The sequence below is a fragment of the Ruegeria sp. HKCCD7559 genome (genome assembly GCF_013110575.1).
GTDB lineage: Bacteria > Pseudomonadota > Alphaproteobacteria > Rhodobacterales > Rhodobacteraceae > Ruegeria.
Genome location: NZ_WVQU01000002.1, coordinates 461822 through 485456, shown reverse-complemented (window position 1 = coordinate 485456; position 23635 = coordinate 461822). Strand labels below are relative to the sequence as shown.

The following is a 23635-nucleotide window of genomic DNA, read 5'->3' as shown; positions in this document are numbered from 1 at the left end:
CCGGGTAGCCTGAGCGCAGGCAATGCGCCCTCAGAGGCTATGGGAGGACATATGGATACGAGGCCTGAAAACCCGCCACGCGCCATTGCGGGATTGTCCGCGTATCTGTCGCAGGGGCTTATCGGTCACGCGCATCTGGTGGACTCTCTTTTGATCGCGCTGCTGGAAGGTGGTCATCTTCTTGTAGAAGGTCCGCCCGGGCTGGCGAAGACACGGGCGGTTAAATGGCTGTCAAACGCTGTCGAGGGCGGCTTTGCCCGTATTCAATGCACACCTGACCTGATGCCCTCTGATCTGACCGGAACACCGGTTTACCAGCCTCAGGAAGGCCGCTTTGAGTTTGTTCCGGGGCCGGTGTTTCACACTCTGGTGCTGGTTGACGAGATCAACCGCGCGCCGCCAAAGGTGCAATCTGCCTTGTTGGAGGCCATGGCAGAACACCAGGTTACGGTTGGCAATGAAACATACGCCCTGCCGGATCCCTTTCTGGTCGTGGCGACCCAGAACCCCATTGAACATGACGGGACCTTTCCCTTGCCCGAGGCGCAATTGGACAGGTTTCTGCTGCATGTCGTACTGACATTGCCGGATCTGGAAACGGAACGTGAGATTCTTGATCTGGTCATCGCCGAAACCCGGAATGGGCCTCCGGACGCGCAGCGGATGACGCTTGAAGAGCTGAAGATTGCCCGCACCGAAGCGCAGTCGGTTCACGTCGCGCCAGAATTGCGGGACTATATCGTACGGCTTGTGCTTGCCACCCGTGAAGGTCCGTTTTCCGAATATATTGAACACGCAGTCTCGCCGCGCGGGTCATTGGCCCTGGCCTCGGCATCGCGCGCGCGCGCCTATCTGCGGGGCCGGGATTTCGCCCTGCCTGAAGATGTCGCCGCTGTTGCGCCCGATGCGCTGGCCCACCGCATGGTGCTGACCTGGAGAGCCGTTGCAGATGGGAAAAAGCCGCGCGAGTTGGTGGCCGACATTCTGAATGCGGTCGAGCCGCTGTGACGGGCGTGCTGGCACATGCGGGGGTTCGCCTGACGACCGAGGCCTTGATTGCATTGCGGCATATCGCATTGACCGACCGCGGCAACCCGACAATGGCGGCCCTGCCCGGAGGATTTCTGACCCGAAAGCGCGGGCAGGGCGTCGAGGTTGCTGATGTACGCGAATATGTGGACGGGGATGACATTCGTCATTTGGATCGCGGAACGACCGCCCGCACGGGGCGTATGCATATCCGGCAGTTTCAGGAGGAACAGGACCGCGTCGCCCTGTTGGTTGCGGATTTTCGTGCACCGATGTTCTGGGGCATCCAGCGGGCGTTTCTGTCAGTCGCTGCCGCCGAAGCCTTGACCCTGATCGGATGGTTCATGGTTGAAAGCGGCGGGCGTGTCGGTCTTTTGGCGCTTACCCCCGGCGCACCCGTCATCGTCCCGTTGCGAGGGAAAACGCGCGGAATGCTGGATGTGATCGGTGGCCTGGTTCAGGCTCATGCGCGCAGTCTGACCGCGCTGCAAAAAGGTGAGGATGAAAGCTGGACGCTGGAACAGGCACTTGCCGGCGTTGAGCGCCTGACGCCGACGGGCGCCGAGATTATCATCGCGTCTGGCTTTGATCAGCAGGGAGAGGGCTTTTCGGACGTGCTGGACCGGCTCAATCATCGCCGCACCCCCAGACTGCTGCTTGTGACTGAAAGCAAAGCGCATGAGATGCCAAGAGGCTGGTATCCGATCCGCCTTTCAGATGGGCGGCAAAAGCGGGTCTATCTGGCCCGGGCAGAGCCTGCCGGCGAACTTGCGTTTCAGAAGGTGGCAAGACATCCTGCGCTTGTCCTGAATGCCAGTGACCCGGTCGAACAAACCTCTCGTCGCATTTCGTCGGTTTTCGCGGCAAGATGTGTGGCATGAGTGAGAAAGCACTCTCTGAAGCCACGATGCTGGCCAGCCTGCGGGATATCCATTTGCCCGCCGAGGCCGCAGGTGGGGCGGTTGCGGAATTTGCGGCTGTTCTTGGTATCGCGGCGCTGGCTTCGGTCGGCTGTGTCGCCATCTTGCGGTTGCTGAGTGTCAAGACCGCAGCAAACAGGCGGCCGGATCCACCGGATCGATCTGTTGAACAACCGGGGTGGTCCGTGGATCGCCGCAGGGTGGCTCTATTGCACAAACTGCGCGCTCAGAATCCGACGCGTTATGCAGAGTTGACGGGTGATCTTTATCAACCCGGTGGTGAACCGGATCTGGCGACCCTGCAAAAGGAGGTCGCTAGTCGTGTTTGAGCTTGCTGACCCCTGGATCTTGTTAGCGCTGCCATTGCCTCTTGTCATCACACGTTTGGTCAAGCCGCGGCCGGTTTTCGAGCGGGGGTTCCCAGTTCCGGACCGCATAGGCGGAATGCTTATGGCGGCCAGCCCACAGGCTCAGGCCAGGACCCGGACTTTGGCGGACCTCCTGATTTTGTGGATCATTTGGGGGCTCATGATTTTTGCACTGTCCGGTCCGCGCCAACTGCAACCCGTCAGCGCCCTGAAAGTGTCCGGACGGGACCTTGCGATTGTTCTGGATCTTTCGGGATCGATGGTGCGGGAGGATTTTTATTTCGATGGGCGCCAGATCACCCGTTTGCAGGCGGTGACACGCGTTGGATCCGAGTTCGCCCGACGCCGCGCCGGCGACCGGGTGGCCTTGATTGTTTTCGGGTCCGAAGCCTATTTCGCCACGCCTTTCACTTTCGATACCGAGGCTGTCGCGCGACGGATCCAAGAGGCCACGATCGGTATCTCGGGCCGTGCGACAAACATATCCGATGGTCTGGGCCTTGCTTTGAAGCGCCTGGCCAACAGCCAGGCGGTGTCGCGGGTCGTCATTCTGTTGTCGGATGGAGTGAACAACGCGGGCGCCACGAACCCCGGTGGCGTGGCCGAACTGGCGGCCGAGATGGGGGTGCGGGTCCATACGATTGCTCTGGGCCCGAAAGACCTGCAAAGCGCCGAACCTGGTGAGCGCGGCGTCGTCGATGCGACAACCCTGCGCGCCATTGCCCAAATTTCAGGCGGCGAAGCGTTTCGCGTCAAAACCACCGATGATCTTGTCGACGTGACTCAGGCCTTGGATCGGCTGGAAGCGACGGACAGTGCGGGCCTTACGGCCGAGGTCTACCGATCATTCTGGACCTGGCCCGCAGCAATGGCGGCCGCACTTGCCCTGTTGGCGGCGTGGAGGCAAGCGTGATGATTGAGCTGGATGTCACTTTACTCAGACCGGTCTGGGGGCTTTTGCTGCCTGTCATCTGCGGGGCAGGGTGGTGGTTGCTTTCCCGTGCCGGAGGGTTCGGAGCCTGGGACAAGATCACCGACCCGCAGCTTGTCCAGGCGATGGCCGCGATCGGCCGGATCGAAGGCGGCTCCTTCCCGCTCAAACCCGCTGCCTTGCTTCTGACCGCCGGGATCGTCGCGATTGCCCTGACCGGCCCGGCAATCGAACGGCGCGACGCGCAGACCTATCGCAATCTGGATGGCGTATTGTTCCTTGTGGATGCATCTGACAGCGTGGCGGAAGGCGACCGCTGGCCGCAACTGCTGAGCATGGGGCGTTTGGGTGTCAGTGCGCTTGGGTCCCGCCCCGGCGGCATCATCGTTTACGCGGGCGATGCCTATGTCGCCACGGATATGACCACCGATCACCGCCAATTGGGTCAAACGCTGTCGCTCATCGATGGACAGACCGTTCCGGACAAGGGATCGCGACCCGAACGCGCGCTGGCTTTGGCTTTGCAGCGGATGGAAGGGGCGGGCATCCTGGCCGGGGACGTCGTCCTGTTCACTGACGGGGACGGGCTGGGATCACCCTCATTGCAGCGGGTCGCATTGCTTGCTGCACGAGGGGTGCGCGTGTCCTTGGTGTCGGCTCACCGCACGACTGCGCAAATCCAAACCCACGCCGCGCTCGGCGGTGGCGCTGTCTTCACTTTGGACCAGTCAGATGATCTGGCCAATTGGCTGGCAGATGATGCCGCAACCCGCTTGATACGGGCGGACTATCCGGTGCTGTTCTGGCATGATCTGGGGCGGTATTTGCTGTATTTCGCATTGCTCCCCCTGCTGTTTTTGTTCTGGAGGGAAGGGGCATGAGGTGGTTCGCGATTGCAGGTGCCACTTGTATTGCCGTTGCCTTTGCGCTGGGCGGCGCTGCCCCTTTCGGCCGCGTCGCATTGGCAATCGGTCTGTATCCAATGGCTGCAAAACTGTTTTCCGACCCTGACTGGCAAGGTGTTGCCTTCTACCGTGCGGGCGTTTTTGACAAAGCAGCCAGTGCTTTCGAGCACGCCGGGAACCAGTACAACCTCGGCAATGCTTACGCCCGGACCGGCCAATTGGCCGCTGCGCTGGAAGCCTATGATCAGGCCATGGCCAGGGGAAACCTGGATGCCCAGGCGAATTTCGATGTGCTGGCCGCCTATTACGCAGGGCAGCAGATCACCCCAGAGGCGTTGAGCCTTTTCCCCGAACGGAAATCCGGCCCCAAGGCCGACAGTTTTGTCGCGCGCGGGAATGCGCGGGCGGCGGGAACCGGCAGTGAGGTCACGAACGCGAACACGATGCTGGGACTGGCGGAATTGGACAGTCGCGGGCAACTGGGCGTGCGCCGCATCTTTGATGACAAGTTCATGGTTGCCGATCTGCGCTGGCTCAATCAGCTTTCCGATGTTCCGGGTGAGTTCATGGCGGCACGGATCGCACACGAACACAAGCGCCGGGAAAAGCTTGGTCTTTCGCCTCCGGAAGCGGAGAACCCGGAATGAAGTGGCTGTTTCTGCTTCTTATTGCACTTCCGATGCAGGTTTTGGCGCAGTCGAAAACAGTGCTGCCCTCCGAGGCGTTGATCGAAGTTGCCATCGAAGACAATGCCCCGGTTCCGTTCACCCAAGAGATGGTGCTGTTGACGATCCGGGGTGTCTATCGTCGGCACATCACGCGCGAAGAGCTGATCCAACCCCGCCTGGATGGGTTCAGCTGGGCGCAACTGGGCCCGGACAGCTGGTCGGAGCAAAGGATCAATGGCCGGAAATACAAAGTGTTCACCCGACGAATGGCGATCTATCCTGTCGAGGCAGGCAAGCTTACAATTGGTCCGTTTGTGCACAGGTTGACCCTGACAGACGAAAATGACGACTGGTTCGAACACGAGATTCAATCAGAGCCGCTGACCATTCAGGTGGCGCAAGCCCCGGCCACCAAGGAGTGGTGGTTTCCGGTTCGCAAATTGCAGATTTCGGATCAGTGGTCGAATGCGCCGGATCAACTTGCGCCGGGTGAGGGGGTCTTGCGCGTCATTCGACTGGAAGCTCTGGGCGCGACGCCCGAGATGATCCCGCCCATGCCCGAGTTGACTTCGCCTTCGGCCCTGATCTTCCCGCATCCTGAGAAACGGCTTGTCGAACTGACCCCGGAAGGGCCGGTCACCCATGCGTTCTGGCGCTGGACCATACGCCCTTCAAACGACACATCCGGCATCGTTGAACCCTTACAATTCAGTTACTTTGATACCGTGGCCCGTGAAACCCGAGAGGTCGTCATCTCACCACAACGCATTGCCTATGGCACGGCCATCGAAGACGTAAACCTTGGCGGCGCAGAGGCAGATGCGCCAGCAGCAACGCTGTTGGGTTGGCCAATGGCCGCAACCGCCATTGTAGTTTTTTTGGCCGGTTTGGGGTTTGGAATGTCCGGTCACAAACTGGCCGTTTCAAGGGCACTGCGTCGCTTTGGGGTTTTTGATCCGTTGGCCCGGGAATTGCGACGCAGTGCCAGGGCTGGTCGCGCAGACAGGCTGCGGCAAGCGGCTTCTGCCGTCCTGCGCCGCGACGGCCCTTCATCCAGTCGACTCAAACACATGCAAGACTTTGACAGGCAGTATTTTGATCCCAATGCTGCGGCGCCCGATTTGAAGGCGTTTGCCAGGGTCTTCCTCGGGAACCAGACCGGCTGAGTCATCAAGCATTTGTTATCTATGGTATCTTTCGCGTGTCTCAAAATGAAACAGTTGAACTGATCGGGAAATGCTGTACCTTTCCTGTCGGAGGAGAAGCAATGCACATTGCGGGATGCCCTAAACCGGTGGACCAGGTGTCCAGCGTGCTTATCGTGGATGATCATCCGCTGTTCAGCGATGCGTTGGCCGCGGCGTTGCAGCTGAGCTTCGAAAACTGCCGAATTGAAAAAGCCAACACGCTGAAGCAGACACTTGAAATACTTGGCGCAGGCTTCAAGCCCGATCTGATCATGTTCGATCTGAAATTGCCGGACGTAACGGGTATCTCGGGTTTTCAGCAGCTACGGCAGCGCTGTCCGAATGCGCCGGTTCTGGTGATATCGTCACTGGCATCCGGAGAGTTGGTAAGATCTTTGCTGGACCACGGTGCGATGGGATTTCTGCCGAAAGATACGCCGGCGCAAACCCTGAAACACGCCATTCAGGAGATCAGCTCTGGGCGGAGATACGTACCCACCGAATACAACCGCGTCGAAGAGCTGAAGCCCTCCGAAAGCACCGTCTACCAATCCAGCCCCGAGCTTTCATCACTGACGCCGCAGCAGGTTAAAATTCTCAAGCTTATCTGCGTGGGCCAATCCAACAAACAGATTGCATATGAGCTGTCGTTGGCCGAGGCGACGGTCAAGGCACATATCACCGCTTTGCTGCGCCGCCTTGGGGTGCGCAACCGGACCCAGGCCGCTGTTCTGGTCGACTCGGTTGTCGCCAGACAGTCGCGACACGAACCGGAGGTCAAATCCTTTCTTCAACACTAGGGGGGACACATGCGGGATCTGGAGCATGAACCAAATTTCATTGCGATTGGCCGTTCCGATGATTTGGACCCGACGACCGCCGTTGAAGAAGCCTGCGCGGAAATCGACAGTCTGTCGTCCTGCTTTGTCCTGGCCTTTATTCCCAGCACTCTTGACCCGGCAGAGGTGTCACGTTGCCTGAACAGAAGACTTGCGGGTGTTCCAGTATTTGGCTGCACTACCGCAGGTCAAATCACGCGATCGGGTTATGAATCCCATGCGCTTTTGCTGTTGGCCTTTCCAAAGTCCAACTTTCGGTGTTCGTCCATTTTGTTCGAGTCGCTCAGGCCGCTCAATTCAATGGAGATCGCTGCCGCAGCGCAGCGGTTGGCCGAAAGATTCCGCCACACGGCGGGGTGGAACAGGCTGGCTCTGGTGTTTACGGATGGATTGTCCAAGCAGGAAGACTTGCTGGTTTCAACGCTGGAAACCGTTCTGGATGGATTGCCGATATTTGGCGGCTCTGCCGGGGATGGCCTTCAATATGAAGAGACGTTCGTTTTTCACGGTGGCAGCGCGCACAACAATGCTGCCGTCCTGTTGTTGATTGAAACCAACCTTGGTTTTCAGGGTATCGGTTTTGATCATTTCCTGCCCATCGGGTCAGAGATCATCATCACCGACGCCAACCCGGAAGAACGGGTGGTGTATGAGATCAACGGGGCGCCGGCAGCGCAGGAATATGCACGACTGGTCGGGTGCGCGGCCGAAGATCTTTCGCCACTGGTATTCGCAGAAAACCCGCTGCTTCTCAGACAGAACCTCAATTACTATGTACGTGCCATTCGTGAACCGATGGAGGGGGGATCCCTGTCTTTTCTAGCGGCGATCGATGACGGCCTTATCATGACACTGGGGCGCGGGAAGGAGATTATTGAAACGCTCGAAGCTGGGTTGAATGTGCGCGACAACACCGGGACGGCCCCGGATTTCATTCTTGGATTCGACTGTATTCTGCGGAAACTCGAAATCGAACAGAAGCAGTTGAGCAAACAGGTTTCGGATGTTTTGCAATCCCACCGGGTGGTTGGCTTCAACACCTACGGCGAACAGCAATCCGGCGTTCACATGAACCAGACCTTTGTAGGGGTCGCTTTCTTTGAACCCGAAAAGCGGGAACTGAGCTGATCATGCTTAATCCTGACGACCCGCCAGAGATCCAGATATCCAAACAGGCCAAGATCATTGATGCGCTGATGCGGCGCGCCAACCGTCAGAAAGATGTAGGCCCGTCCGCCTTTCTGGCGTTTCAATCGGCGATAGAGTTGCAGCAGCAGGTGATGAAGCAGAGTCGCGATCTGGAACGCGCGACCACCGAACTTGAAAGCGCCAGATACGAACGCGAACAAACCCGCAAGAGCCTCGTCAAGGCCCTGTCTTCCATGGAAGAAGGGTTTGCGCTGTTCACGGATGGTGATTTGAATCTGTGCAACGAGCTGTTTCAGGCGATCTTCCCGGATATGTCTGATGTTGTCGGGCCCGGCCTCAGCCTGGGTCGGTTTTTTTTGTTGGTGCAGAACAGTCCTGAATTCGTATCGTCCGATAATGGCATATCGAAAATGCTGGATGCGCTTGAGCGCAATTGCCATACCGGGATGGTGTCCAGCGACGTGATCGAACTGCGTGGGGATCGTTGGTATCAACTCAGCGCACAATACACGTCGCCTCAGAATGTGGTCATTCTGTTGACCGATATCACATCCGTTGTTCGCAGAAACCGTGATGAGAAAGAAACCCTTATTGACCGTCAGGAGGACTACCTTAAGGCGGTTTTCCAAAACATGAGCTCAGGCGTTTGCACGTTTTCGTCAGATACGAAGATCATGATGCACAATGCGCGGTTCCGGGAAATACTGAACCTGCCGCTATCCGTCTTGCAGGCAAATATGCCAGTGCAAACGCTTTTGGATCTGATGCGGGCGCGTGGGCTGATCAAGGCCGATGATGAACTCAGGATCGGCAAGTGGCAACACGAGCTGAAAAGCCGTGGCTGGTTGCGCAAACGTGTGCGCGACGGATCAGACCGCGTATTGGACATTCAGGTCAACCAGCTGCCGGATGGTGGTTTTCTGGTCGAGCTGAAAGACGTAACGTTCGAAGCACGCGCGACCGAAACCCTGGAAAACCGGGTTATGGAACGCACGGCAGAGTTGACCCATGCCAACGCCAAGCTGGTTCAGGAATACGAAGAAAAAGCGCGGGTGGAAGAGGCGCTGCGGATCGCAAAGGAACGCGCCGAAGCTGCGGTTTCTTCCAAGACACGATTTCTTGCGGCCGCCAGCCACGACCTGCTTCAACCGATCAATGCCGCAAAACTCATGATCTCGACCCTGCTGGAGATCACGCGTGAGACAGAGCTTCATGAGATGATGGAGCGGTTGGACGGTGCGTTTGGATCTGCTGAACAACTGTTGCACTCATTGCTGGATATATCGCGGCTTGAAACCGCTGACCCGGACACGGTCTCACCCACAGAAGTTAGCCTTGCTACGATGATTGCAGGGATACAGGGCGACCAAACGCTGGTGGCCGAGAGCAAGAATGTGACGCTTGATGTGGTTCCGTGTTCGGAAATCGTGAAATCCGACCCGGTCTATCTGTTGCGCTCGATCCAGAATTTGGTCGTGAATGCCATCCAGTATACCGAACCAGGTGGTCGGGTTCTGGTGGGGTGCCGCAGGCGCGGCGACAAGGTCATTTTGCAGGTCTGGGATACGGGTATCGGTATCGCACGCAAAGACCAGGAACGCGTGTTCGAGGAATTCACTCGGGCCGAAAACGTGCCATTGGGGTCCGGCATGGGGCTGGGTTTGTCCGTCGTGGACCGCGCCTGCCGGCTGTTGGGTCACAAGCTGTCGCTGCGGTCCAAACCTGGCATTGGTTCAGTGTTCAGCATAGAAATGGACAGGGTCGAAAGTGGGCCAAGCACCATCGAACCCTTGGATCTTCTGGCCAATACGGGCGACGTGCCGTTGGATTTCATCATTCTGGTGATTGAAAACGACCGCGATGTTCTTTTTGGAACAACCCAGTGGCTGGAACAGAACGGCGCCAGTGTTCTGCCGGCTCGGTCGCCGAAGGAAGCGCTGCAATTCATAAAAGACATAGGAATGCCCCCGGATATCATTCTGGCCGACTATCAATTGGATGATGGGGAAACTGGCGTGATGGCCATTCACCGGATCCGAGAGATGACGCAGACTCAAGTTCCGGCGATTCTGATCACGGCTGATCGCAGCGAAGCGTTGCGCAAAGACGGATTGCGGCATGAAATTTCGGTTATGGCGAAACCGGTCAAGCTGCCTCGGCTGCGGTCCTTGATCTTTTGGAAGATACAGAATGCCCTGCACGCGCAAACGCTCAACACCGACAAAAGTCGGCGATGACATGGGGCGATTTGCCCATACTCTCATCCTTGGGAGGGCCAGGTTATGAGAAGGCTTCTTTGCGGCATCGCCGTTTTGTTTCTGAGTTTGAAAGCCGTTTCCGCGGCATCGGTTGATGCCGAGCAAGCCTATGATTTGCTGTTCCAAAATGGCGTTCTGGACACAATCGAACGTGACAAGGAATTGATCTATCAGCGTACCGTCACAAACCGGCTAAGACCCGATGCGGCGGAACGCGATACCGGTCTTATCTCTCTCAGTTTTTTGGATGACGGGAACGAGATGGCCCATCTGGAATTTCGCCAAGATGACAAACACCGCGCCATGGGTGTTTTTCCGGCCAGCGTCGGCAATCCGATGATCATGGTTTTCTATGAAAGCGCCATCCGGGATATGGCCGAGTCTGCCGGAGGCAGCCCGTTTTACATCCGAAACCGTATCAAGGATGCGCTGGTTCAACCTGCCGAGATCGTCGAAGGCGAGGCGGCGATTGGTGGCAGAACCATCCCCGTTCGGACCATTTTCATGCGTCCTTTCGCCGAGGATCCGAACCGCGACCGGATGCAAGGGTTCGGAGACCTGGTTCTTCGCGTCACGGTGTCAGAAGAGGTTCCGGGCTGGTATCTGAGCCTTGTGGCGGAAGCTGTTTCCGAACGTGACGGCACGGCCGTTTATCGATCGGAAATGCGGTTTGAAGGAATGCAGGAGGGTCGCGAATGAAAACGTCAGGCCAAATTCGGGAACGCAGCCGCATGACCTTTACGGCCCTGGTCGCGGGCATTCTGGCCGCGCCCATTGCAGCGTCAGCACAAATCGTTGCGGATCGGCTCAATGACTACCCGACCGCGGCGCGCGCGGATTACGTGTTTGCATGTATGGTCACCAACGGTCAAACCCGCGAGATGCTGGACAGGTGTTCATGCTCGATCGATTTGATCGCTTCGATCCTGCCGTATGAGCATTATGAACAGGCGGAAACTGTTCTGTCTATGCGTCGGGTCGGGGGAGAGCGTATGGCGTTTTTCAAAAGCGCGGTACTGGCCGAAAACATGGTGGCTGACCTGCGCCGGGCGCAGGCAGAAGCCGAGGTTGTCTGTTTCCGATAAACGCAGGCCCGTCCGTCAGCTGGCCGCTGCTTTGGGCAGGTCTTTTTCGAACGTGTTGCCCTCGGTATCCGTTGCCTTGACCGTCAACATGGTCGAGCCGTTGTCATTGTAGGCAAAACGGAAAGCCGGGTTTTCCGAGATCGAGATGCCGCCATCCATCGTGAACAGCAACTCATCGCCCTGCCAGACTTCGATATGGTCGATGAAATGCGCGGGGATGAACAGTTGCGTGACCTGATCGCGTTGCAGGCCGGAATAGTTCGGATGGCGGATCATGATCTGAGCTTCTCGGCGTGAAGTGGAAATCTGCGCCTCTTCCCCAAAGCTGCGCAGCTTCATCTTGCCCATGGACGCCAATGCGACCTCTGGGTCTTTGCTGGCCGGTGCCGAACAGCCGCCCGATGCTTTGACAAACCGGCCTGTCATATGAAGCCCGTCCGGCGTTTCAGCGATCACGCGAACATTCGAATATTGGTTCACGCGAACGCGCATCTCGAAATCCAACTGACCCATGGCCGGTGAAAAGCTGAAGACGCCGGCGATCGGGGCCGGGTTTTCGTCGATCACGACGGTGGCAGCAGAAATCTGGGCATCGGGATCAAGCTGTTTCAAAACGATCGGCACCGTTGCGGCATCATGCGCCCGGTATGGGGCGTCCAGCGAAAGCAGCGTGTCCGCGTTCCCGATCTGGGCGTCGCCCACGACATCGTATTGCAGGTCCTTCCAGGTTTCGCTGTCGACCAGCGGATTTTTGATCGGCTGCTGTGCCCATGCAGGCAGGGACAGCGCAAGAGAAAGGATCGCTGCGGGTGCTAGTGCTCTGGCCATGGTGTCTCCTCCGGCAACCGGTGGCCAAGAATGTGCCACAAAATGCGGGGAAAATACATGCCGACGAAAGGCGCGGTGGTTCGGGCAGAGATCTGTGCCAATGTTCCGGTCGGAGGGCTGCCATGTTTGAAGCCGTAATTTTGCTATGCGCGCAGGTCGCGGCAGAGCCTTGCAGAGAACAACTTTTGCCGGGTTACGAAGCCCGATCCCAGGCTGAATGCGAGCAGAAGCTGAAATCAACTCCTCCGCCGCTGTCCGATCGGCGCAGCGGCGAGCCTTATTGCCAACCCATTGGCCAGGCTCTGGAATTTGAAGAAGCTGCGCCGGGTCTGTTCGTGCATCGCGGCTTGATAGCGGAACCCGACGCGGACAATCTGGGCGACGTGTCCAATATCGGGTTTGTCATTGGCCAGGAGAGTGTCGCAGTGATTGACACGGGAACGGCACCATGGATAGGCGAGGCTGTCTGGCGGGCCATTCGGGCCGAGACGGACAAGCCAGTCAGTCACGTAATTTTGACTCACATGCATCCCGATCACACATTGGGTACAGAGTCTTTGGCCCTTTCAGGTGCGCAAGTTGTTGGCCATGTGGGGCTGGAGAGAGCGTTGCTGGACCGGTTGGGCAACTATGTCGAAAGCCTGAGCGCCGCGATCGGCGAAAGCGCCTATGTGGGCATCGGGCCGATTTCCGTCGACATCGCCGTCGAAACCACGCACGAGATTGATCTGGGTGGGCGCAAACTGATCCTGCGGGCCTGGCCCCGGGCACATACCGGGAATGACTTGACCGTGATGGATGCAAACACCGGCGTCATGTTCACCGGCGATCTTGTATTTCACCGGCACACCCCGGCATTGGATGGTCAACTGATAGGCTGGCAACGCGTCTTGAAACAGATGACCGGGCTTGAGGTCACCCAAATCGTACCGGGCCATGGTGGGCCGATCCTGGCGTGGCCTGAAGGGGCCGAGGATATGATGCGCTATTTGAACGTGCTGGAAAGCGACACACGCAAAGCAATCGACAGTGGCCAGCGGTTGGGGGATGCGGTTGAAACGATCGCTCAGGAAGAAGCAGTGCACTGGGACTTGTTTGACACCTACAACCCGCGCAATGCAACGGTCGCATTCACCGAACTCGAATGGGAATAGCCCGGTCAGCGAATGGCCCGATCCACGTTTTTCGCTTCGTTCAGATTGGCCTGATCTGCGCCTCGAACATCAGTCAGCCGCGTTGCCGTCAAATCGGCGTTCGTAAAATCGGCACCGGACAAAGTGGCCCCTGTCAGGTCAGCCCCGCCCAATGTGGCCATCGACAAATCGGCATTGGTGAAATTGGCGTTAGGCAATTTGGCAAATTCCAGATCGGCGCGGGACATTTGCGCATCAGTGAAATCCACGTCCGATCCACGAGCCGAGGACAGAACACCGCGCATAAGCCCCATGGATTGGTTGCGCATGTCGGCCGAAAAATCCGCCCCTTTGAATACTGCCCGGTTCAGATTGGCCTTGGTAAAATCGGCGGCTGTTCTGGCATTTGTGAAATCCGTATCGCTCAGATCCGCCCGGCTGAGCTGGGTCTGGAACAGCTCGGCCCCGACAAGCGATGCGCCTGAAAGGTTGGCGCCGATCATCCAGGATTGGCTGAGAATCGCGCCGTCCAGAGTGGATCCCGACAAATTGGTGCCGTTCAATGACGTCGCCCGCAGGATCGCGTTGCTGAAATCCAACCCGGACAAGTCGAGATTGTTCAGCCAGACCCGGGTGAAATCGGCAGGGGCGTCGGCCGTTGCAGCCGCAAGCCGGGCCACGACATCAGCGCGGGTCATTTGCGCTTGGGTCATTTTGGGCAGAGTCATGTCAACGCCGCTGAGTGGGGACTGGCCCAGGGCCGAGAGGGGCGACAGCGTCAGAAAGATGATCAATACGTGTTTCATGTGTCCCTCCTTGCCCCCGAGGGCGCTGCGTCAACCCTGGTCTGAGGTCAATTGTTGCAGCATTTGCGAAATCGCGAACAGGCGCCGCTCGATGATTTGCGGCGTTTCACACAGATAGGTGATCGAGCGTTGACGGTCGGAATAGATAAGCTGATCCCAATCCAGCTGCTCTTCCAGGGCGTCAACGCGGTCATGGTCGGGCGGGTCGGAAGACAGGGCTTGGTCCATTTCCACCCTGGCCAGATCAATCTTTTCGGCCAGATCGATCTGCTTGAGCGAAAACTCTCCGATCCCCGCGATGATGTGCTTGCGCCTTTTGGACAAGGTGTCAAAGACGCGCTGGAACACCTGACCCAGAATATCCGGATCCCCATTGTACCGCGCGGCGAACTCTGCAACCTGGGGCCGAAGGTCTTCCAGTTCGATCCGCCTCAGGGCCAACAGCCCGGCGATTTCGTCGATGTCGGCAGTGTTTTTAGCGGTTTCGCCGTCAACAACCTGATACGGCCACATGAGGCCCAGCGAAAGGTCCTCGACCTTGCGCTGAATGCACGGCCATGTTGGATCGGAGAAATCCGCAGCCAAGCCAGGGCCAGCCGCACCCAGACAGGCCAGCGCCAAAACAATCAGCTTGCCGTTTGACATCACAGCTTTCCTCCACGCGGACATCATGCATGAAATGTGCGCGCGAAGTCCATTCAACCCAATACACACCATTGTCTTAATTGTTTGCACGTGGTGCTCGCCCCCATACTCGACCCAAGCTGCCGGACTGCGGTTGATTCCGGTGCCATGGGAGGACAGACGGAGATGAGAACACGCGCGGCGGTTGCTGTGGCGGCAGGCCAACCTCTGGAAATCATGGAGGTTGAGCTGGACGGCCCGAAAGCAGGTGAAGTCCTGATCGAGGTCAAGGCGACCGGTCTATGTCATACGGATGAGTTTACCCGTTCCGGAGATGACCCCGAAGGGATTTTCCCTGCAATTTTGGGCCATGAGGGTGCCGGGGTTGTTCTGGAGATCGGGGAAGGCGTTACCAGCCTAACCGTCGGCGATCACGTGATACCGCTGTACACACCCGAGTGCCGCGAATGCGAATATTGCCTGAACCCCAAGACAAACCTGTGTCAGAAAGTGCGGGCGACTCAGGGTGCCGGTCTGTTGCCGGATGGAACGACCCGGTTCAGCATGTTGGATGGCACACCGATCCACCACTACATGGGCTGTTCGACTTTTGCCAATCACACCGTGGTGCCCGAGATTGCGCTGGCCAAGGTGCGCAAGGATGCGCCGTTTGACAAGATTTGTTACATCGGCTGCGGCGTGACCACCGGCATCGGGGCCGTTATCAACACCGCCAAGGTCGAAATTGGTTCGCGTTGCGTGGTCTTTGGTCTGGGCGGGATCGGCCTGAACGTCATTCAGGGCTGTCGCATGGCGGGCTGTGATCAGATCGTTGGTGTCGACCTGAATGACGGCAAGGCCGAAATGGCGACTCATTTCGGTATGACCGATTTCGTGAACCCCTCGAACGTCAGCGGTGATATCGTGGCGCATCTGGTCGAACTGACCGGCGGCGGTGCGGATTATAGCTTTGATGCGACCGGCAATGTCGGCGTGATGCGGACCGCTTTGGAATGCGCACACAAAGGTTGGGGTGAAAGCATCATCATCGGTGTGGCACCCGCTGGCGCCGAGATTTCAACGCGTCCGTTCCAGCTGGTCACCGGCCGGTCATGGCGCGGAACCGCGTTCGGCGGTGCCAAGGGCCGGACGGATGTTCCGAAGATCGTGGATTGGTACATGGCCGGGAAGATCGAGATCGACCCCATGATCACGCACAAGCTGACGCTTGATGAAATCAACCACGGCTTTGACCTGATGCACCAGGGTAAATCGATCCGCGCGGTCGTGGAGTACTGACATGGGTTTGAAAACCATCTCGCAAAACCGCAGTTTCGGAGGGGAGCAGACCGTGTACTCCCACGCGTCCGAGACCTGTGATTGCGAGATGACCTTTGCCGTCTACCTGCCGCCTCAGGCCAAATCCGGCCCGGTGCCGGTGTTGTGGTACTTGTCCGGCCTGACCTGCACCCATGAAAACGCGATGACCAAAGGCGGATTTCAGGAGGCGGCCGCGGATTACGGTGTTGCGGTTGTGTTTCCCGATACGTCCCCGCGTGGTGACAATGTTGCCGATGATGACGCCTATGATCTGGGGCAGGGGGCCGGGTTTTACGTGAACGCCACCCGGGACCCGTGGCGGGCCCATTTCAGGATGTATGACTACATCGTCGACGAACTGCGCGACATCGTACTAAAGAATTTCCCTGTGCAGGATCGTCACGGGATCACGGGCCATTCCATGGGTGGGCACGGTGCGATTACGATCGCGATACGCAACTCCGATAAATTCGGGTCTCTTTCGGCATTTGCGCCGATTGCGCACCCGACGCGGTCGGATTGGGGCCGTAAACAGCTCAGCAGCTATCTGGGTGACGACGAAAACACCTGGGTCGCGCATGACGCCACCCTGCTGCTGGAAGAGCACGGCTGGAAAGGTGACCTGCTGATTGATCAGGGCGCGGATGATCAGTTCCTTGATCTGCTCAAACCCGAAGCGTTGGCCAACATGATGGCAAAGCGCCGCCAGCCCGGACAGATCAGAATTCAGGAAGGGTATGACCATTCGTATTTCTTCGTGAACAGTTTTGCGCGCGACCATGTCGAATGGCACGCGGAACGTCTCAGCCAATGAAAATAGCAAGGAAAGATTGATAGTGATCAGAACGGTATTCGCAGCAACCTGCCTCATGCTTTCCACCGCCTTCGCAAGTGCCGAAGGCGACCCCGAAGCGGGTGAGAAAGTCTTTCGCAAGTGCAAGGCCTGCCATGCGGTGGGCGAGGGGGCTGAAAACAAGGTGGGGCCGATGCTGAACGGCATTGTTGGACGTCAGGCCGCAACCGTAGAAGGATTTGGCTATTCACCGGTGTTGATTTCGCTGTCCGAAGAAGGGCTGGTTTGGACACCCGAAGAACTGGACGCGTTTCTGACGAAACCGCGCGACTACGCGAAGGGGATCAAGATGACCTTCGCCGGGCTGCGAAAAGAGGACGATCGGGCCAACATCATAGCATATCTTGCGACCTTTGAGGACAGCGGGTCGTAGGAGATCGCATTGCTCTCCCACCTAAGCGACCGGAAAACCGTCGGTCGGGGCGAGCATCAACAGACACCGTAATCCGACCTGGGTGAGGTGTTGCAATGCAGAGAGAGATCGCTGCACGAAAGGGAGGAGATTGAATGAAAAATCTATCGCTTTGGACCTCCGGGATTGCCATTGCACTGGCCACCACGGCCTATGCAAATGACGACCTGGTTGCCCAGATGGAGAACGCAAAACAATGGGCGATCCAGACGGGTGACTACAAAAATCAGCGCTATTCCGAACTGGATCAGATCAACGCAGACAATGTAGGTGATCTGCAAGTGGCGTGGACCTTCTCGACCGGTGTTCTGCGCGGGCACGAGGGTTCACCGCTGGTGATTGGTGACATGATGTATGTCCACACGCCGTTCCCGAACATTGTCTATGCTCTGGATCTGGCAAATGAGGGCAAAATCGTCTGGAAGTATGAGCCCAAGCAGGATCCGGACGTGATTCCGGTCATGTGCTGTGACACGGTGAACCGCGGTGTGGCTTATGCGGATGGCAAGATCTTCCTGCATCAGGCCGACACCAAGGTTGTGGCGCTTGATGCCAAGTCCGGCGATGTCGTCTGGGAAGTCCAGAATGGCGACCCGGCGATTGGTGAAACCAACACGGCCACGGTGTTGCCAATCAAGGACAAGGTCATCGTCGGTATCTCGGGTGGCGAATTCGGTGTGCGCGGGTCTGTTACGGCCTATGATATGAACTCGGGCGAGCAGGTCTGGCGGGCCTATTCCATGGGGCCGGATTCGGACATTCTTGTTGATCCGGAAAAGACCACCCATCTGGGTAAGCCGGTTGGCGCGGACTCGGGTACAAACACCTGGGAAGGCGATCAGTGGAAGATCGGCGGCGGCACCACATGGGGCTGGTATTCCGCGGATCTGGACGAGAACCTGATGTACTATGGCACCGGGAACCCGTCGACTTGGAACCCGGCGCAGCGTCCGGGCGACAACCGCTGGTCGATGACCATCATGGCGCGTGACATCGACACCGGCGTGGCAAGATGGTTCTACCAGATGACGCCGCATGATGAATGGGACTATGACGGCATCAATGAAATGATCCTTACGGAACAGGAAATTGATGGCGAGCAGCGCAAGTTGCTGACCCATTTCGACCGCAACGGTCTTGGTTACACCATGGACCGCGTGACGGGCGAGCTGCTGGTGGCCGAAAAATTCGACCCGGTTGTGAACTGGACAACTGGCGTCGACATGGATCCCAACAGCGAAACCTATGGCCGCCCGGCCGTGGTTGCGCAGTATTCGACGGAACAGAACGGCGAGGACGTGAACTCGACCGGTATCTGCCCGGCGGCTTTGGGCACCAAGGACCAACAGCCTGCGGCCTATTCGCCGAAGACTCAGTTGATGTATGTGCCAACCAACCATGTCTGCATGGATTATGAGCCGTTCCGCGTGTCCTATACCGCTGGTCAGCCCTATGTGGGTGCAACTCTGGCAATGTATCCGGCACCAGACAGCCATGGTGGCATGGGCAACTTCATTGCCTGGGACAACACTGATGGAAGCATCAAGTGGTCACTGCCAGAGCAGTTCTCGGTCTGGTCGGGTGCGCTGGCGACAGCGGGTGACGTTGTCTTCTATGGAACGCTCGAAGGGTATCTGAAGGCTGTTCATGCAGAAACAGGTGAAGAACTGTACAAGTTCAAAACGCCCTCTGGCATCATCGGCAACGTGATGACGTACGAGCAAGGTGGCAAGCAGTATATCGGCATCCTGTCCGGTGTCGGTGGCTGGGCCGGTATCGGTCTGGCGGCTGGTTTGACCAACCCGAATGACGGTCTGGGCGCCGTGGGTGGCTATGCCGCACTCAGCGACTATACCGCGCTGGGCGGTCAGCTGACCGTGTTCGCATTGCCGAACTAAGCCAAAGATCTGGCCGGCGCGGTTCAATCGGGCCGCGCCGGTATTCACTTGAAAAGAAACGAGCGTTCCATGAACCATTCTGTACGTCTTCTGGCTTCAATTCTTGCATTGTGCCTTCCTGTTGCCGCGATCGCTGACAATCTGGCAGTCGCGTATTCCGAAGATGGACGGTATTACACCGAAGACGATATCCCGACATTCAACGTGGCCGAGGATGGAACCGTGGACTGGATGACATTTTCGGGCTTCCGGCGCTATCACGCGGAATGCCATGTCTGTCACGGCCCGGATGGCGAGGGCTCGACCTATGCGCCGGCTCTGAAAGAGTCTGCGTTGGAAATGGATTATTACGACTTCGTTGATGTCGTCACCAATGGCCGCCAAGTGGTGAACGCCGCTGAAAACTCGGTAATGCCGGGATTTGGCGACAACCCGAATGTGATGTGCTTTCTGGATGACATCTATGTATACTTGAAGGCTCATGGATCGGGCGCGATCCCGCGTGGCCGCCCGCCGAAGAAAGAGGCGAAATCCGACGTGATCCGCGAGGATGAAGATGCGTGTATGGGCTAAGGCCTGCCTGCCGATTTTCGGACTTTGCGTCTGGCTTTGTCAGGCAGTGCCCGTGTCGGCGCAGACGTCTGACCTGGTTTCAAGAACGGCTTTTCGCGTCTGTGCGGATCCAGCCAACTATCCCATGTCATCCGAGGATGGATCGGGATTTGAAAACAAACTGGCCGAATTGATTGCCGCAAAGCTGGAATTGCCCGTGCAATATGTCTGGTTTCCGCAGGCGACGGGCTTCATACGGAACACGCTGGCCGCCAAACGTTGCGATGTGGTGATCGGTTATGCGCAAGGTCATGAGCTGGTGCAGAACACCAACCACTACTACACGTCCGCCTATGCGCTGATCGTGCCGATGGACAGTGATCTGGCCCAGGTGAACAGGCTGAACGCTCCCCTGCTCAAAGGGAAACGGATCGGGATCGTGGCGGGTACACCACCCGCGGCTCATATGGCGCGGAACGGGCTGATCGGGCAAGCCAAGCCTTATAACCTCTTCGTTGACCGACGTGTGGAAAGCCCGGCCATCGACATGCTGGATGACCTGCAAACAGGTGAGATTGATGCGGCCATTCTTTGGGGTCCGCTGGGCGGACCACTGGTCAAGGCAGACTATCCTGATTTCAAGGTGATCCCGCTGGTCAAGGAAGAGCTGCCACCGCGCCTGTTCTATCGCATCACCATGGGCGTGCGGCAGGGTGAGAAGGTATGGCAAAGACAGCTGAATTCCCTGATCCGGCGTAACCAGGGCGAGATCAATTCGTTATTGGCCGAGGCCGGTGTTCCCTTGGTGAATGATCTGGGGACCGAGGTTCTGGACCTGTCGCAATGATGCGCGCATCGGTGGCAATTGCGTTGATCTCGACTGCCGCAATAGCGCAGACAGTTCCCGAACCAGGTGATTATCGCATGGACCACTACCGCGCGCCGGTGCCGGATCAGATAACCGGCGGGACGGTCATCGGCCCGGAAGAGGCGTACGCCCTATGGCAGGAACAAAGCGTCGCGTTCATCGACGTTTTGCCGCAGCCGCCCAAACCGGCCAATCTGCCTGAAGGCACGATCTGGCGCGACAAGCCGCGCGACAGCATTCCGGGATCACTGTGGTTGCCCAATGTCGGCTACGGCGCAATTGCCGATGTTACGACAGACTATTTTCGTACCGGTCTAGAGGCCAGCACCGATGGCGATATCAACCACGGTCTCGTGTTCTTTTGTCTAGAAGATTGCTGGATGAGCTGGAATGCCGCCCGACGCGCAATCGAATGGGGATACACCAAAGTCTATTGGTTCCCGGAAGGTACCGACGGCTGGGCCTTGTGGGGCTATCCGCTGGAACGGGTAAAGCCAGCCCCGGGCCAGCCCGTTGCCGGAGGCGGCTGATCTAAAAACCCGCCAGTTTTTTGTGTAAGTGACTGACCGTGCCGTCCGTATCCGTCATGGTCACGTCAACCGCTTGCGCCCTGCTTGGAACGGAAATGCCGACCCTTGGGTTTTCGGACAGTGAAATCGACCCCGTCATCTGGACATACCCCGCGCCATCAAGATCGATATCCACGGTCTCTACATATCGCATCGGGATGAACAGCAGGGAAATCTGATCCATCTGCATTCCGGAATGCGACGGGTGATCAATGTTCAGATCCATCTTGTTGGCCCGGTTCGCCCCCAGGCTGGACAATCGTGCCCGTGTGTTCAACGCAGGGACGCGGCCCACCAGTTCGGCCTCCATCGTTCCAAGGTTTGCCAACGCCAGTTCCGGATCAGTTCCGGGAGGTGCCGCGCAAGCGCCAAGGCCCGAGGTTTTGACGAAAGTTTCCGATACCCAAAGGCGGCCATCCGTGGTTTCGGCGATGACATGCATCGGGGTCGGGCCGTTCACGCGCATGGTCACGTCGAAGTAGAAACCCGGCAATGGTACTTCCAACTCGAACACGGCAGAAACCGGCATCGGGTTTTCGTCCAGCACCAACGTCACCTTGGCCACTTTCGTTCCCCGAGGGGCCGCAACCTGAGCCGCCAGTTGAGCCCGCGCATCATCGGGCGTGCGATAGGGGGCATCAATCGCGATGAACGCATCTCCGTTTTGCATCAGTCGGTCGCCATACAACATCGCTCGGACATTTTCCCATGCCTCGTTGGATGCCCAAACCGGAGCCGCCAGCACACAGAACAGGACTGCAATCAGATGAGAAACTTTCATGGTCGTCCTCCTTGCAGGAACCTGCCAAAGGCACGGGGCCCATCACAGGTTTCCATAGTTTCTACCACCGACAGTGCCTGCGGGTCCACGATGCTGACGGTGTTGTCGAACCAGTTTGCGATGACCAGAAGATCTTCGCCCGCCGTCGCATCAATGCCTTCGGGGTATTCTCCAACATCAATCACGCCCTCATGTTCGAGCGTCTCCAGAGATATGACGCTGAGCGTATTGGCATATTGGTTCGTGACGAACGCCCGGCCGTGGGCGAAAGCGATACCGTACGGGCGTTCCCCGACCGGGACCGTTGCGAGAACGGCGCCGGTTTCCGCATCGACCACGCTGACATCATTGTTGCCGACATTGCCAACGAACAGACGCCCATCCGGGTCAAAACGCAGCCCGAAGGGGCGTGATCCAACCGGGCTGCGGTGCAGAGGCTGAAGAGTGTCGGCATCGAAAACTGACACCTGGTCCGCGTCCTTGTCGGCCGACGCCAGAAAACGCCCGTCTTTCGACATCGCAATACCCGCCGGGGCGGCTCCGGTGGGCAACTCGGATTGAACTTTCAGAGTTTCACTGTCCAGCACCCACAGTCGGGCGTTGTACCAGTCCGAGACGAAAACCCGCCCGCGATCCTGATCCAGTGCGATTCCAATCGGCCCCCCTTCAAGCGTAACTTGTGCGATCGTTTCACCGGTCTCGGCAGACAAACGCCTGACCATCTTGCTGTCCGGGGACACGGTGAACAGCGTCTCATCCAGACCAACCGCCACACCCGCAGGCTTGCCAGGAAGGGGCCAGCGGGCCGTTTCCTGCATCCGCGCAAGGTCCATCCGGCTTAGTTCCTCACCGTTCTGACAGGTGATGAATGCTGTCTGTGCCAGTGTCGGGCTGCCAGAGAGCGCCAAAAACAACATCAGCAGTTGGCTAACTTGCCGCACCGAACCGCTCGATCAACGCGTCGAGACCCGCCTGATAGACGCCGGTCACGGCGGCAATGGCGGCTTCGTCATTCAACTCGGCCGGAGGATCGTTGTTTGGATACCCGCGATAGAAGGCACCGCGCCATTCGATGATCGAACCACCTCCGTCGCGCGGTTTTACCGTCAGATGCGACGAATAGTTGGTGACAGGCAGCACCTCTACCGCGACCTCGGTGATCCGGTAGGAGTAGCTCATTTTTTCCGCGCTGTACTTGTACAGAATTTCATTGATCGTCGGACCGCCTTCCTGGCCAAGTGTCAGCAATCGGGTCGCATCGACCTCGTTGCCGCCGTTTCCTTCGGTCGCAAACACAGCCGGATGCCACGACATGTCATCAAAGTTCCCGACAACGGCCCAGACTTCCTCTGGTGAGGCTGCGACCTCGGCAGTCAGCGTGACTTTCTGCCGGGTCGGCCCGTGGGCCCAAACCAGACCCGGAACCAGCAGAGCGGCGGTTGCGGCAAGAAGAAATCGTCGATGCATTCCATGTCCTCCCTGAATGCGCAGAGCGTTGGCAGACGCTGCGCGCTCGCGGCGTTTCTTCTGTCAGACCTGACGGCCGGGCGCACCTCGCCAGTCACCCGTCACATCCCCTGAAAAATCGGCGGGTGTCGCGGGAAACCGCAGCAAGATCAACCATATACGCGCATTCTTATAAAATAAGAATC

The 23635-nt window shown here is 58.0% G+C and carries 26 protein-coding genes; 20 read left to right on the top strand and 6 right to left on the bottom strand.

What is annotated here, in order from left to right; genetic code table 11:
• Positions 1-51 precede the first annotated feature (51 nt).
• From GS605_RS10460 to GS605_RS10405, 12 genes are all read left to right on the top strand, one after another.
• Positions 52-1008 (top strand): MoxR family ATPase, encoded by a 957-nt coding sequence (locus GS605_RS10460; protein ID WP_171205901.1) that lies wholly within the window; start codon positions 52-54, stop codon positions 1006-1008.
• 5 nt (positions 1009-1013) lie between these two features.
• Positions 1014-1910 (top strand): DUF58 domain-containing protein, encoded by an 897-nt coding sequence (locus GS605_RS10455; RefSeq protein WP_371807749.1) that lies wholly within the window; start codon positions 1014-1016, stop codon positions 1908-1910.
• Positions 1907-2278 carry a hypothetical protein gene (locus GS605_RS10450; RefSeq protein ID WP_171723927.1) on the top strand — a complete coding sequence of 124 codons (372 nt, stop codon included), beginning with the start codon at positions 1907-1909 and terminating at the stop codon, positions 2276-2278. Before GS605_RS10455 ends, GS605_RS10450 begins: the two co-directional genes overlap by 4 nt.
• Before the next feature lie 199 nt (positions 2279-2477).
• Positions 2478-3230 carry a VWA domain-containing protein gene (locus tag GS605_RS10445; protein ID WP_253283278.1) on the top strand — a complete coding sequence of 251 codons (753 nt, stop codon included), beginning with the start codon at positions 2478-2480 and terminating at the stop codon, positions 3228-3230.
• Positions 3230-4129, top strand: a complete 900-nt coding sequence (locus tag GS605_RS10440; RefSeq protein ID WP_171723925.1) for a VWA domain-containing protein — start codon at positions 3230-3232, stop codon at positions 4127-4129. Before GS605_RS10445 ends, GS605_RS10440 begins: the two co-directional genes overlap by 1 nt.
• Positions 4126-4800, top strand: a complete 675-nt coding sequence (locus tag GS605_RS10435; RefSeq protein WP_171637199.1) for a tetratricopeptide repeat protein — start codon at positions 4126-4128, stop codon at positions 4798-4800. Before GS605_RS10440 ends, GS605_RS10435 begins: the two co-directional genes overlap by 4 nt.
• Positions 4797-5987: a BatD family protein gene (locus GS605_RS10430; protein WP_171723924.1), complete on the top strand. Its 1191-nt coding sequence runs from the start codon at positions 4797-4799 to the stop codon at positions 5985-5987. Before GS605_RS10435 ends, GS605_RS10430 begins: the two co-directional genes overlap by 4 nt.
• Before the next feature lie 101 nt (positions 5988-6088).
• Positions 6089-6808 carry a response regulator transcription factor gene (locus GS605_RS10425; protein ID WP_171637197.1) on the top strand — a complete coding sequence of 240 codons (720 nt, stop codon included), beginning with the start codon at positions 6089-6091 and terminating at the stop codon, positions 6806-6808.
• 9 nt (positions 6809-6817) lie between these two features.
• Positions 6818-7975, top strand: coding sequence for an FIST N-terminal domain-containing protein (locus GS605_RS10420; protein ID WP_171723923.1), 1158 nt, complete (start codon positions 6818-6820; stop codon positions 7973-7975).
• 2 nt (positions 7976-7977) lie between these two features.
• On the top strand, positions 7978-10233 hold the full coding sequence (locus tag GS605_RS10415) for a PAS-domain containing protein (protein WP_171723922.1): 2256 nt from the start codon (positions 7978-7980) through the stop codon (positions 10231-10233).
• A gap of 45 nt (positions 10234-10278) precedes the next feature.
• Positions 10279-10953 carry a hypothetical protein gene (locus tag GS605_RS10410; RefSeq protein WP_171637194.1) on the top strand — a complete coding sequence of 225 codons (675 nt, stop codon included), beginning with the start codon at positions 10279-10281 and terminating at the stop codon, positions 10951-10953.
• A 32-nt stretch (positions 10954-10985) separates the two neighbouring features.
• Positions 10986-11339 carry a hypothetical protein gene (locus tag GS605_RS10405; RefSeq protein ID WP_171723955.1) on the top strand — a complete coding sequence of 118 codons (354 nt, stop codon included), beginning with the start codon at positions 10986-10988 and terminating at the stop codon, positions 11337-11339.
• A 15-nt stretch (positions 11340-11354) separates the two neighbouring features.
• Here the strand turns inward: GS605_RS10405 and GS605_RS10400 are convergent, their stop codons facing one another.
• Positions 11355-12167, bottom strand: coding sequence for a quinoprotein dehydrogenase-associated SoxYZ-like carrier (locus GS605_RS10400; RefSeq protein WP_171637193.1), 813 nt, complete (start codon positions 12165-12167; stop codon positions 11355-11357).
• A 122-nt stretch (positions 12168-12289) separates the two neighbouring features.
• Here GS605_RS10400 and GS605_RS10395 point away from each other — a divergent pair, with 122 nt between their 5' ends.
• Entirely contained in the window at positions 12290-13321 is a 1032-nt protein-coding gene (locus GS605_RS10395) for a quinoprotein relay system zinc metallohydrolase 2 (RefSeq protein WP_171723921.1), read from the top strand.
• Between the two features lie 5 nt (positions 13322-13326).
• Here the strand turns inward: GS605_RS10395 and GS605_RS10390 are convergent, their stop codons facing one another.
• Together GS605_RS10390 and GS605_RS10385 are read right to left on the bottom strand one after the other, a co-directional pair.
• Positions 13327-14106 carry a pentapeptide repeat-containing protein gene (locus GS605_RS10390; protein WP_171723920.1) on the bottom strand — a complete coding sequence of 260 codons (780 nt, stop codon included), beginning with the start codon at positions 14104-14106 and terminating at the stop codon, positions 13327-13329.
• 30 nt (positions 14107-14136) lie between these two features.
• Entirely contained in the window at positions 14137-14751 is a 615-nt protein-coding gene (locus GS605_RS10385; protein WP_171637189.1) for a hypothetical protein, read from the bottom strand.
• Between the two features lie 165 nt (positions 14752-14916).
• Between GS605_RS10385 and GS605_RS10380 the strand changes: the two genes are divergently transcribed.
• The 7 genes from GS605_RS10380 (at position 14917) to GS605_RS10350 (ending at position 21163) form a co-directional block, all read left to right on the top strand.
• Positions 14917-16029 carry an S-(hydroxymethyl)glutathione dehydrogenase/class III alcohol dehydrogenase gene (locus GS605_RS10380; protein WP_171637187.1) on the top strand — a complete coding sequence of 371 codons (1113 nt, stop codon included), beginning with the start codon at positions 14917-14919 and terminating at the stop codon, positions 16027-16029.
• 1 nt (position 16030) lies between these two features.
• Positions 16031-16864: an S-formylglutathione hydrolase gene (gene fghA / locus GS605_RS10375; RefSeq protein WP_216598307.1), complete on the top strand. Its 834-nt coding sequence runs from the start codon at positions 16031-16033 to the stop codon at positions 16862-16864.
• Positions 16865-16886: 22 nt separating this feature from the next.
• Entirely contained in the window at positions 16887-17276 is a 390-nt protein-coding gene (locus GS605_RS10370) for a c-type cytochrome (RefSeq protein ID WP_371807748.1), read from the top strand.
• Between the two features lie 134 nt (positions 17277-17410).
• Positions 17411-19213, top strand: a complete 1803-nt coding sequence (gene xoxF5, locus GS605_RS10365) for a lanthanide-dependent methanol dehydrogenase XoxF5 (protein ID WP_171637184.1) — start codon at positions 17411-17413, stop codon at positions 19211-19213.
• 69 nt (positions 19214-19282) lie between these two features.
• Positions 19283-19786: a c-type cytochrome, methanol metabolism-related gene (locus GS605_RS10360; RefSeq protein WP_171637183.1), complete on the top strand. Its 504-nt coding sequence runs from the start codon at positions 19283-19285 to the stop codon at positions 19784-19786.
• A complete protein-coding gene (locus GS605_RS10355) occupies positions 19770-20612 on the top strand; it encodes a substrate-binding domain-containing protein (RefSeq protein WP_371807747.1) in 843 nt (280 codons plus the stop codon). The genes GS605_RS10360 and GS605_RS10355 overlap by 17 nt, the downstream gene beginning before the upstream one ends.
• Positions 20609-21163: a PQQ-dependent catabolism-associated CXXCW motif protein gene (locus tag GS605_RS10350; protein ID WP_171723918.1), complete on the top strand. Its 555-nt coding sequence runs from the start codon at positions 20609-20611 to the stop codon at positions 21161-21163. Before GS605_RS10355 ends, GS605_RS10350 begins: the two co-directional genes overlap by 4 nt.
• 1 nt (position 21164) lies before the next feature.
• Here GS605_RS10350 and GS605_RS10345 read toward each other — a convergent pair whose 3' ends face one another.
• From GS605_RS10345 to GS605_RS10335, 3 genes are read right to left on the bottom strand one after another with little or no spacing between them, the layout of a single operon-like run.
• Positions 21165-21983, bottom strand: a complete 819-nt coding sequence (locus GS605_RS10345; RefSeq protein WP_171723917.1) for a quinoprotein dehydrogenase-associated SoxYZ-like carrier — start codon at positions 21981-21983, stop codon at positions 21165-21167.
• Positions 21980-22924, bottom strand: a complete 945-nt coding sequence (locus tag GS605_RS10340) for a YncE family protein (RefSeq protein ID WP_371807746.1) — start codon at positions 22922-22924, stop codon at positions 21980-21982. The genes GS605_RS10345 and GS605_RS10340 overlap by 4 nt, the downstream gene beginning before the upstream one ends.
• Entirely contained in the window at positions 22911-23450 is a 540-nt protein-coding gene (locus tag GS605_RS10335; protein ID WP_171637179.1) for an SRPBCC family protein, read from the bottom strand. The genes GS605_RS10340 and GS605_RS10335 overlap by 14 nt, the downstream gene beginning before the upstream one ends.
• Positions 23451-23635 lie beyond the last annotated feature (185 nt).

What these genes read in the sequence shown, in the direction of transcription:
- GS605_RS10355 (WP_371807747.1), top strand. Translation starts at nt 19,770, where the DNA reads ATGCGTGTATGGGCTAAGGCCTGCCTGCCGATTTTCGGACTTTGCGTC.
- GS605_RS10430 (WP_171723924.1), top strand. Translation starts at nt 4,797, where the DNA reads ATGAAGTGGCTGTTTCTGCTTCTTATTGCACTTCCGATGCAGGTTTTG.
- GS605_RS10460 (WP_171205901.1), top strand. Translation starts at nt 52, where the DNA reads ATGGATACGAGGCCTGAAAACCCGCCACGCGCCATTGCGGGATTGTCC.
- GS605_RS10335 (WP_171637179.1), bottom strand. Translation starts at nt 23,450, where the DNA reads ATGCATCGACGATTTCTTCTTGCCGCAACCGCCGCTCTGCTGGTTCCG.
- fghA (WP_216598307.1), top strand. Translation starts at nt 16,031, where the DNA reads ATGGGTTTGAAAACCATCTCGCAAAACCGCAGTTTCGGAGGGGAGCAG.
- GS605_RS10410 (WP_171637194.1), top strand. Translation starts at nt 10,279, where the DNA reads ATGAGAAGGCTTCTTTGCGGCATCGCCGTTTTGTTTCTGAGTTTGAAA.
- GS605_RS10420 (WP_171723923.1), top strand. Translation starts at nt 6,818, where the DNA reads ATGCGGGATCTGGAGCATGAACCAAATTTCATTGCGATTGGCCGTTCC.
- GS605_RS10415 (WP_171723922.1), top strand. Translation starts at nt 7,978, where the DNA reads ATGCTTAATCCTGACGACCCGCCAGAGATCCAGATATCCAAACAGGCC.
- GS605_RS10380 (WP_171637187.1), top strand. Translation starts at nt 14,917, where the DNA reads ATGAGAACACGCGCGGCGGTTGCTGTGGCGGCAGGCCAACCTCTGGAA.
- GS605_RS10385 (WP_171637189.1), bottom strand. Translation starts at nt 14,751, where the DNA reads ATGTCAAACGGCAAGCTGATTGTTTTGGCGCTGGCCTGTCTGGGTGCG.
- GS605_RS10360 (WP_171637183.1), top strand. Translation starts at nt 19,283, where the DNA reads ATGAACCATTCTGTACGTCTTCTGGCTTCAATTCTTGCATTGTGCCTT.
- GS605_RS10390 (WP_171723920.1), bottom strand. Translation starts at nt 14,106, where the DNA reads ATGAAACACGTATTGATCATCTTTCTGACGCTGTCGCCCCTCTCGGCC.
- GS605_RS10440 (WP_171723925.1), top strand. Translation starts at nt 3,230, where the DNA reads ATGATTGAGCTGGATGTCACTTTACTCAGACCGGTCTGGGGGCTTTTG.
- GS605_RS10350 (WP_171723918.1), top strand. Translation starts at nt 20,609, where the DNA reads ATGATGCGCGCATCGGTGGCAATTGCGTTGATCTCGACTGCCGCAATA.
- xoxF5 (WP_171637184.1), top strand. Translation starts at nt 17,411, where the DNA reads ATGAAAAATCTATCGCTTTGGACCTCCGGGATTGCCATTGCACTGGCC.
- GS605_RS10405 (WP_171723955.1), top strand. Translation starts at nt 10,986, where the DNA reads ATGACCTTTACGGCCCTGGTCGCGGGCATTCTGGCCGCGCCCATTGCA.
- GS605_RS10445 (WP_253283278.1), top strand. Translation starts at nt 2,478, where the DNA reads ATGATTTTTGCACTGTCCGGTCCGCGCCAACTGCAACCCGTCAGCGCC.
- GS605_RS10400 (WP_171637193.1), bottom strand. Translation starts at nt 12,167, where the DNA reads ATGGCCAGAGCACTAGCACCCGCAGCGATCCTTTCTCTTGCGCTGTCC.
- GS605_RS10450 (WP_171723927.1), top strand. Translation starts at nt 1,907, where the DNA reads ATGAGTGAGAAAGCACTCTCTGAAGCCACGATGCTGGCCAGCCTGCGG.
- GS605_RS10425 (WP_171637197.1), top strand. Translation starts at nt 6,089, where the DNA reads ATGCACATTGCGGGATGCCCTAAACCGGTGGACCAGGTGTCCAGCGTG.
- GS605_RS10435 (WP_171637199.1), top strand. Translation starts at nt 4,126, where the DNA reads ATGAGGTGGTTCGCGATTGCAGGTGCCACTTGTATTGCCGTTGCCTTT.
- GS605_RS10345 (WP_171723917.1), bottom strand. Translation starts at nt 21,983, where the DNA reads ATGAAAGTTTCTCATCTGATTGCAGTCCTGTTCTGTGTGCTGGCGGCT.
- GS605_RS10395 (WP_171723921.1), top strand. Translation starts at nt 12,290, where the DNA reads ATGTTTGAAGCCGTAATTTTGCTATGCGCGCAGGTCGCGGCAGAGCCT.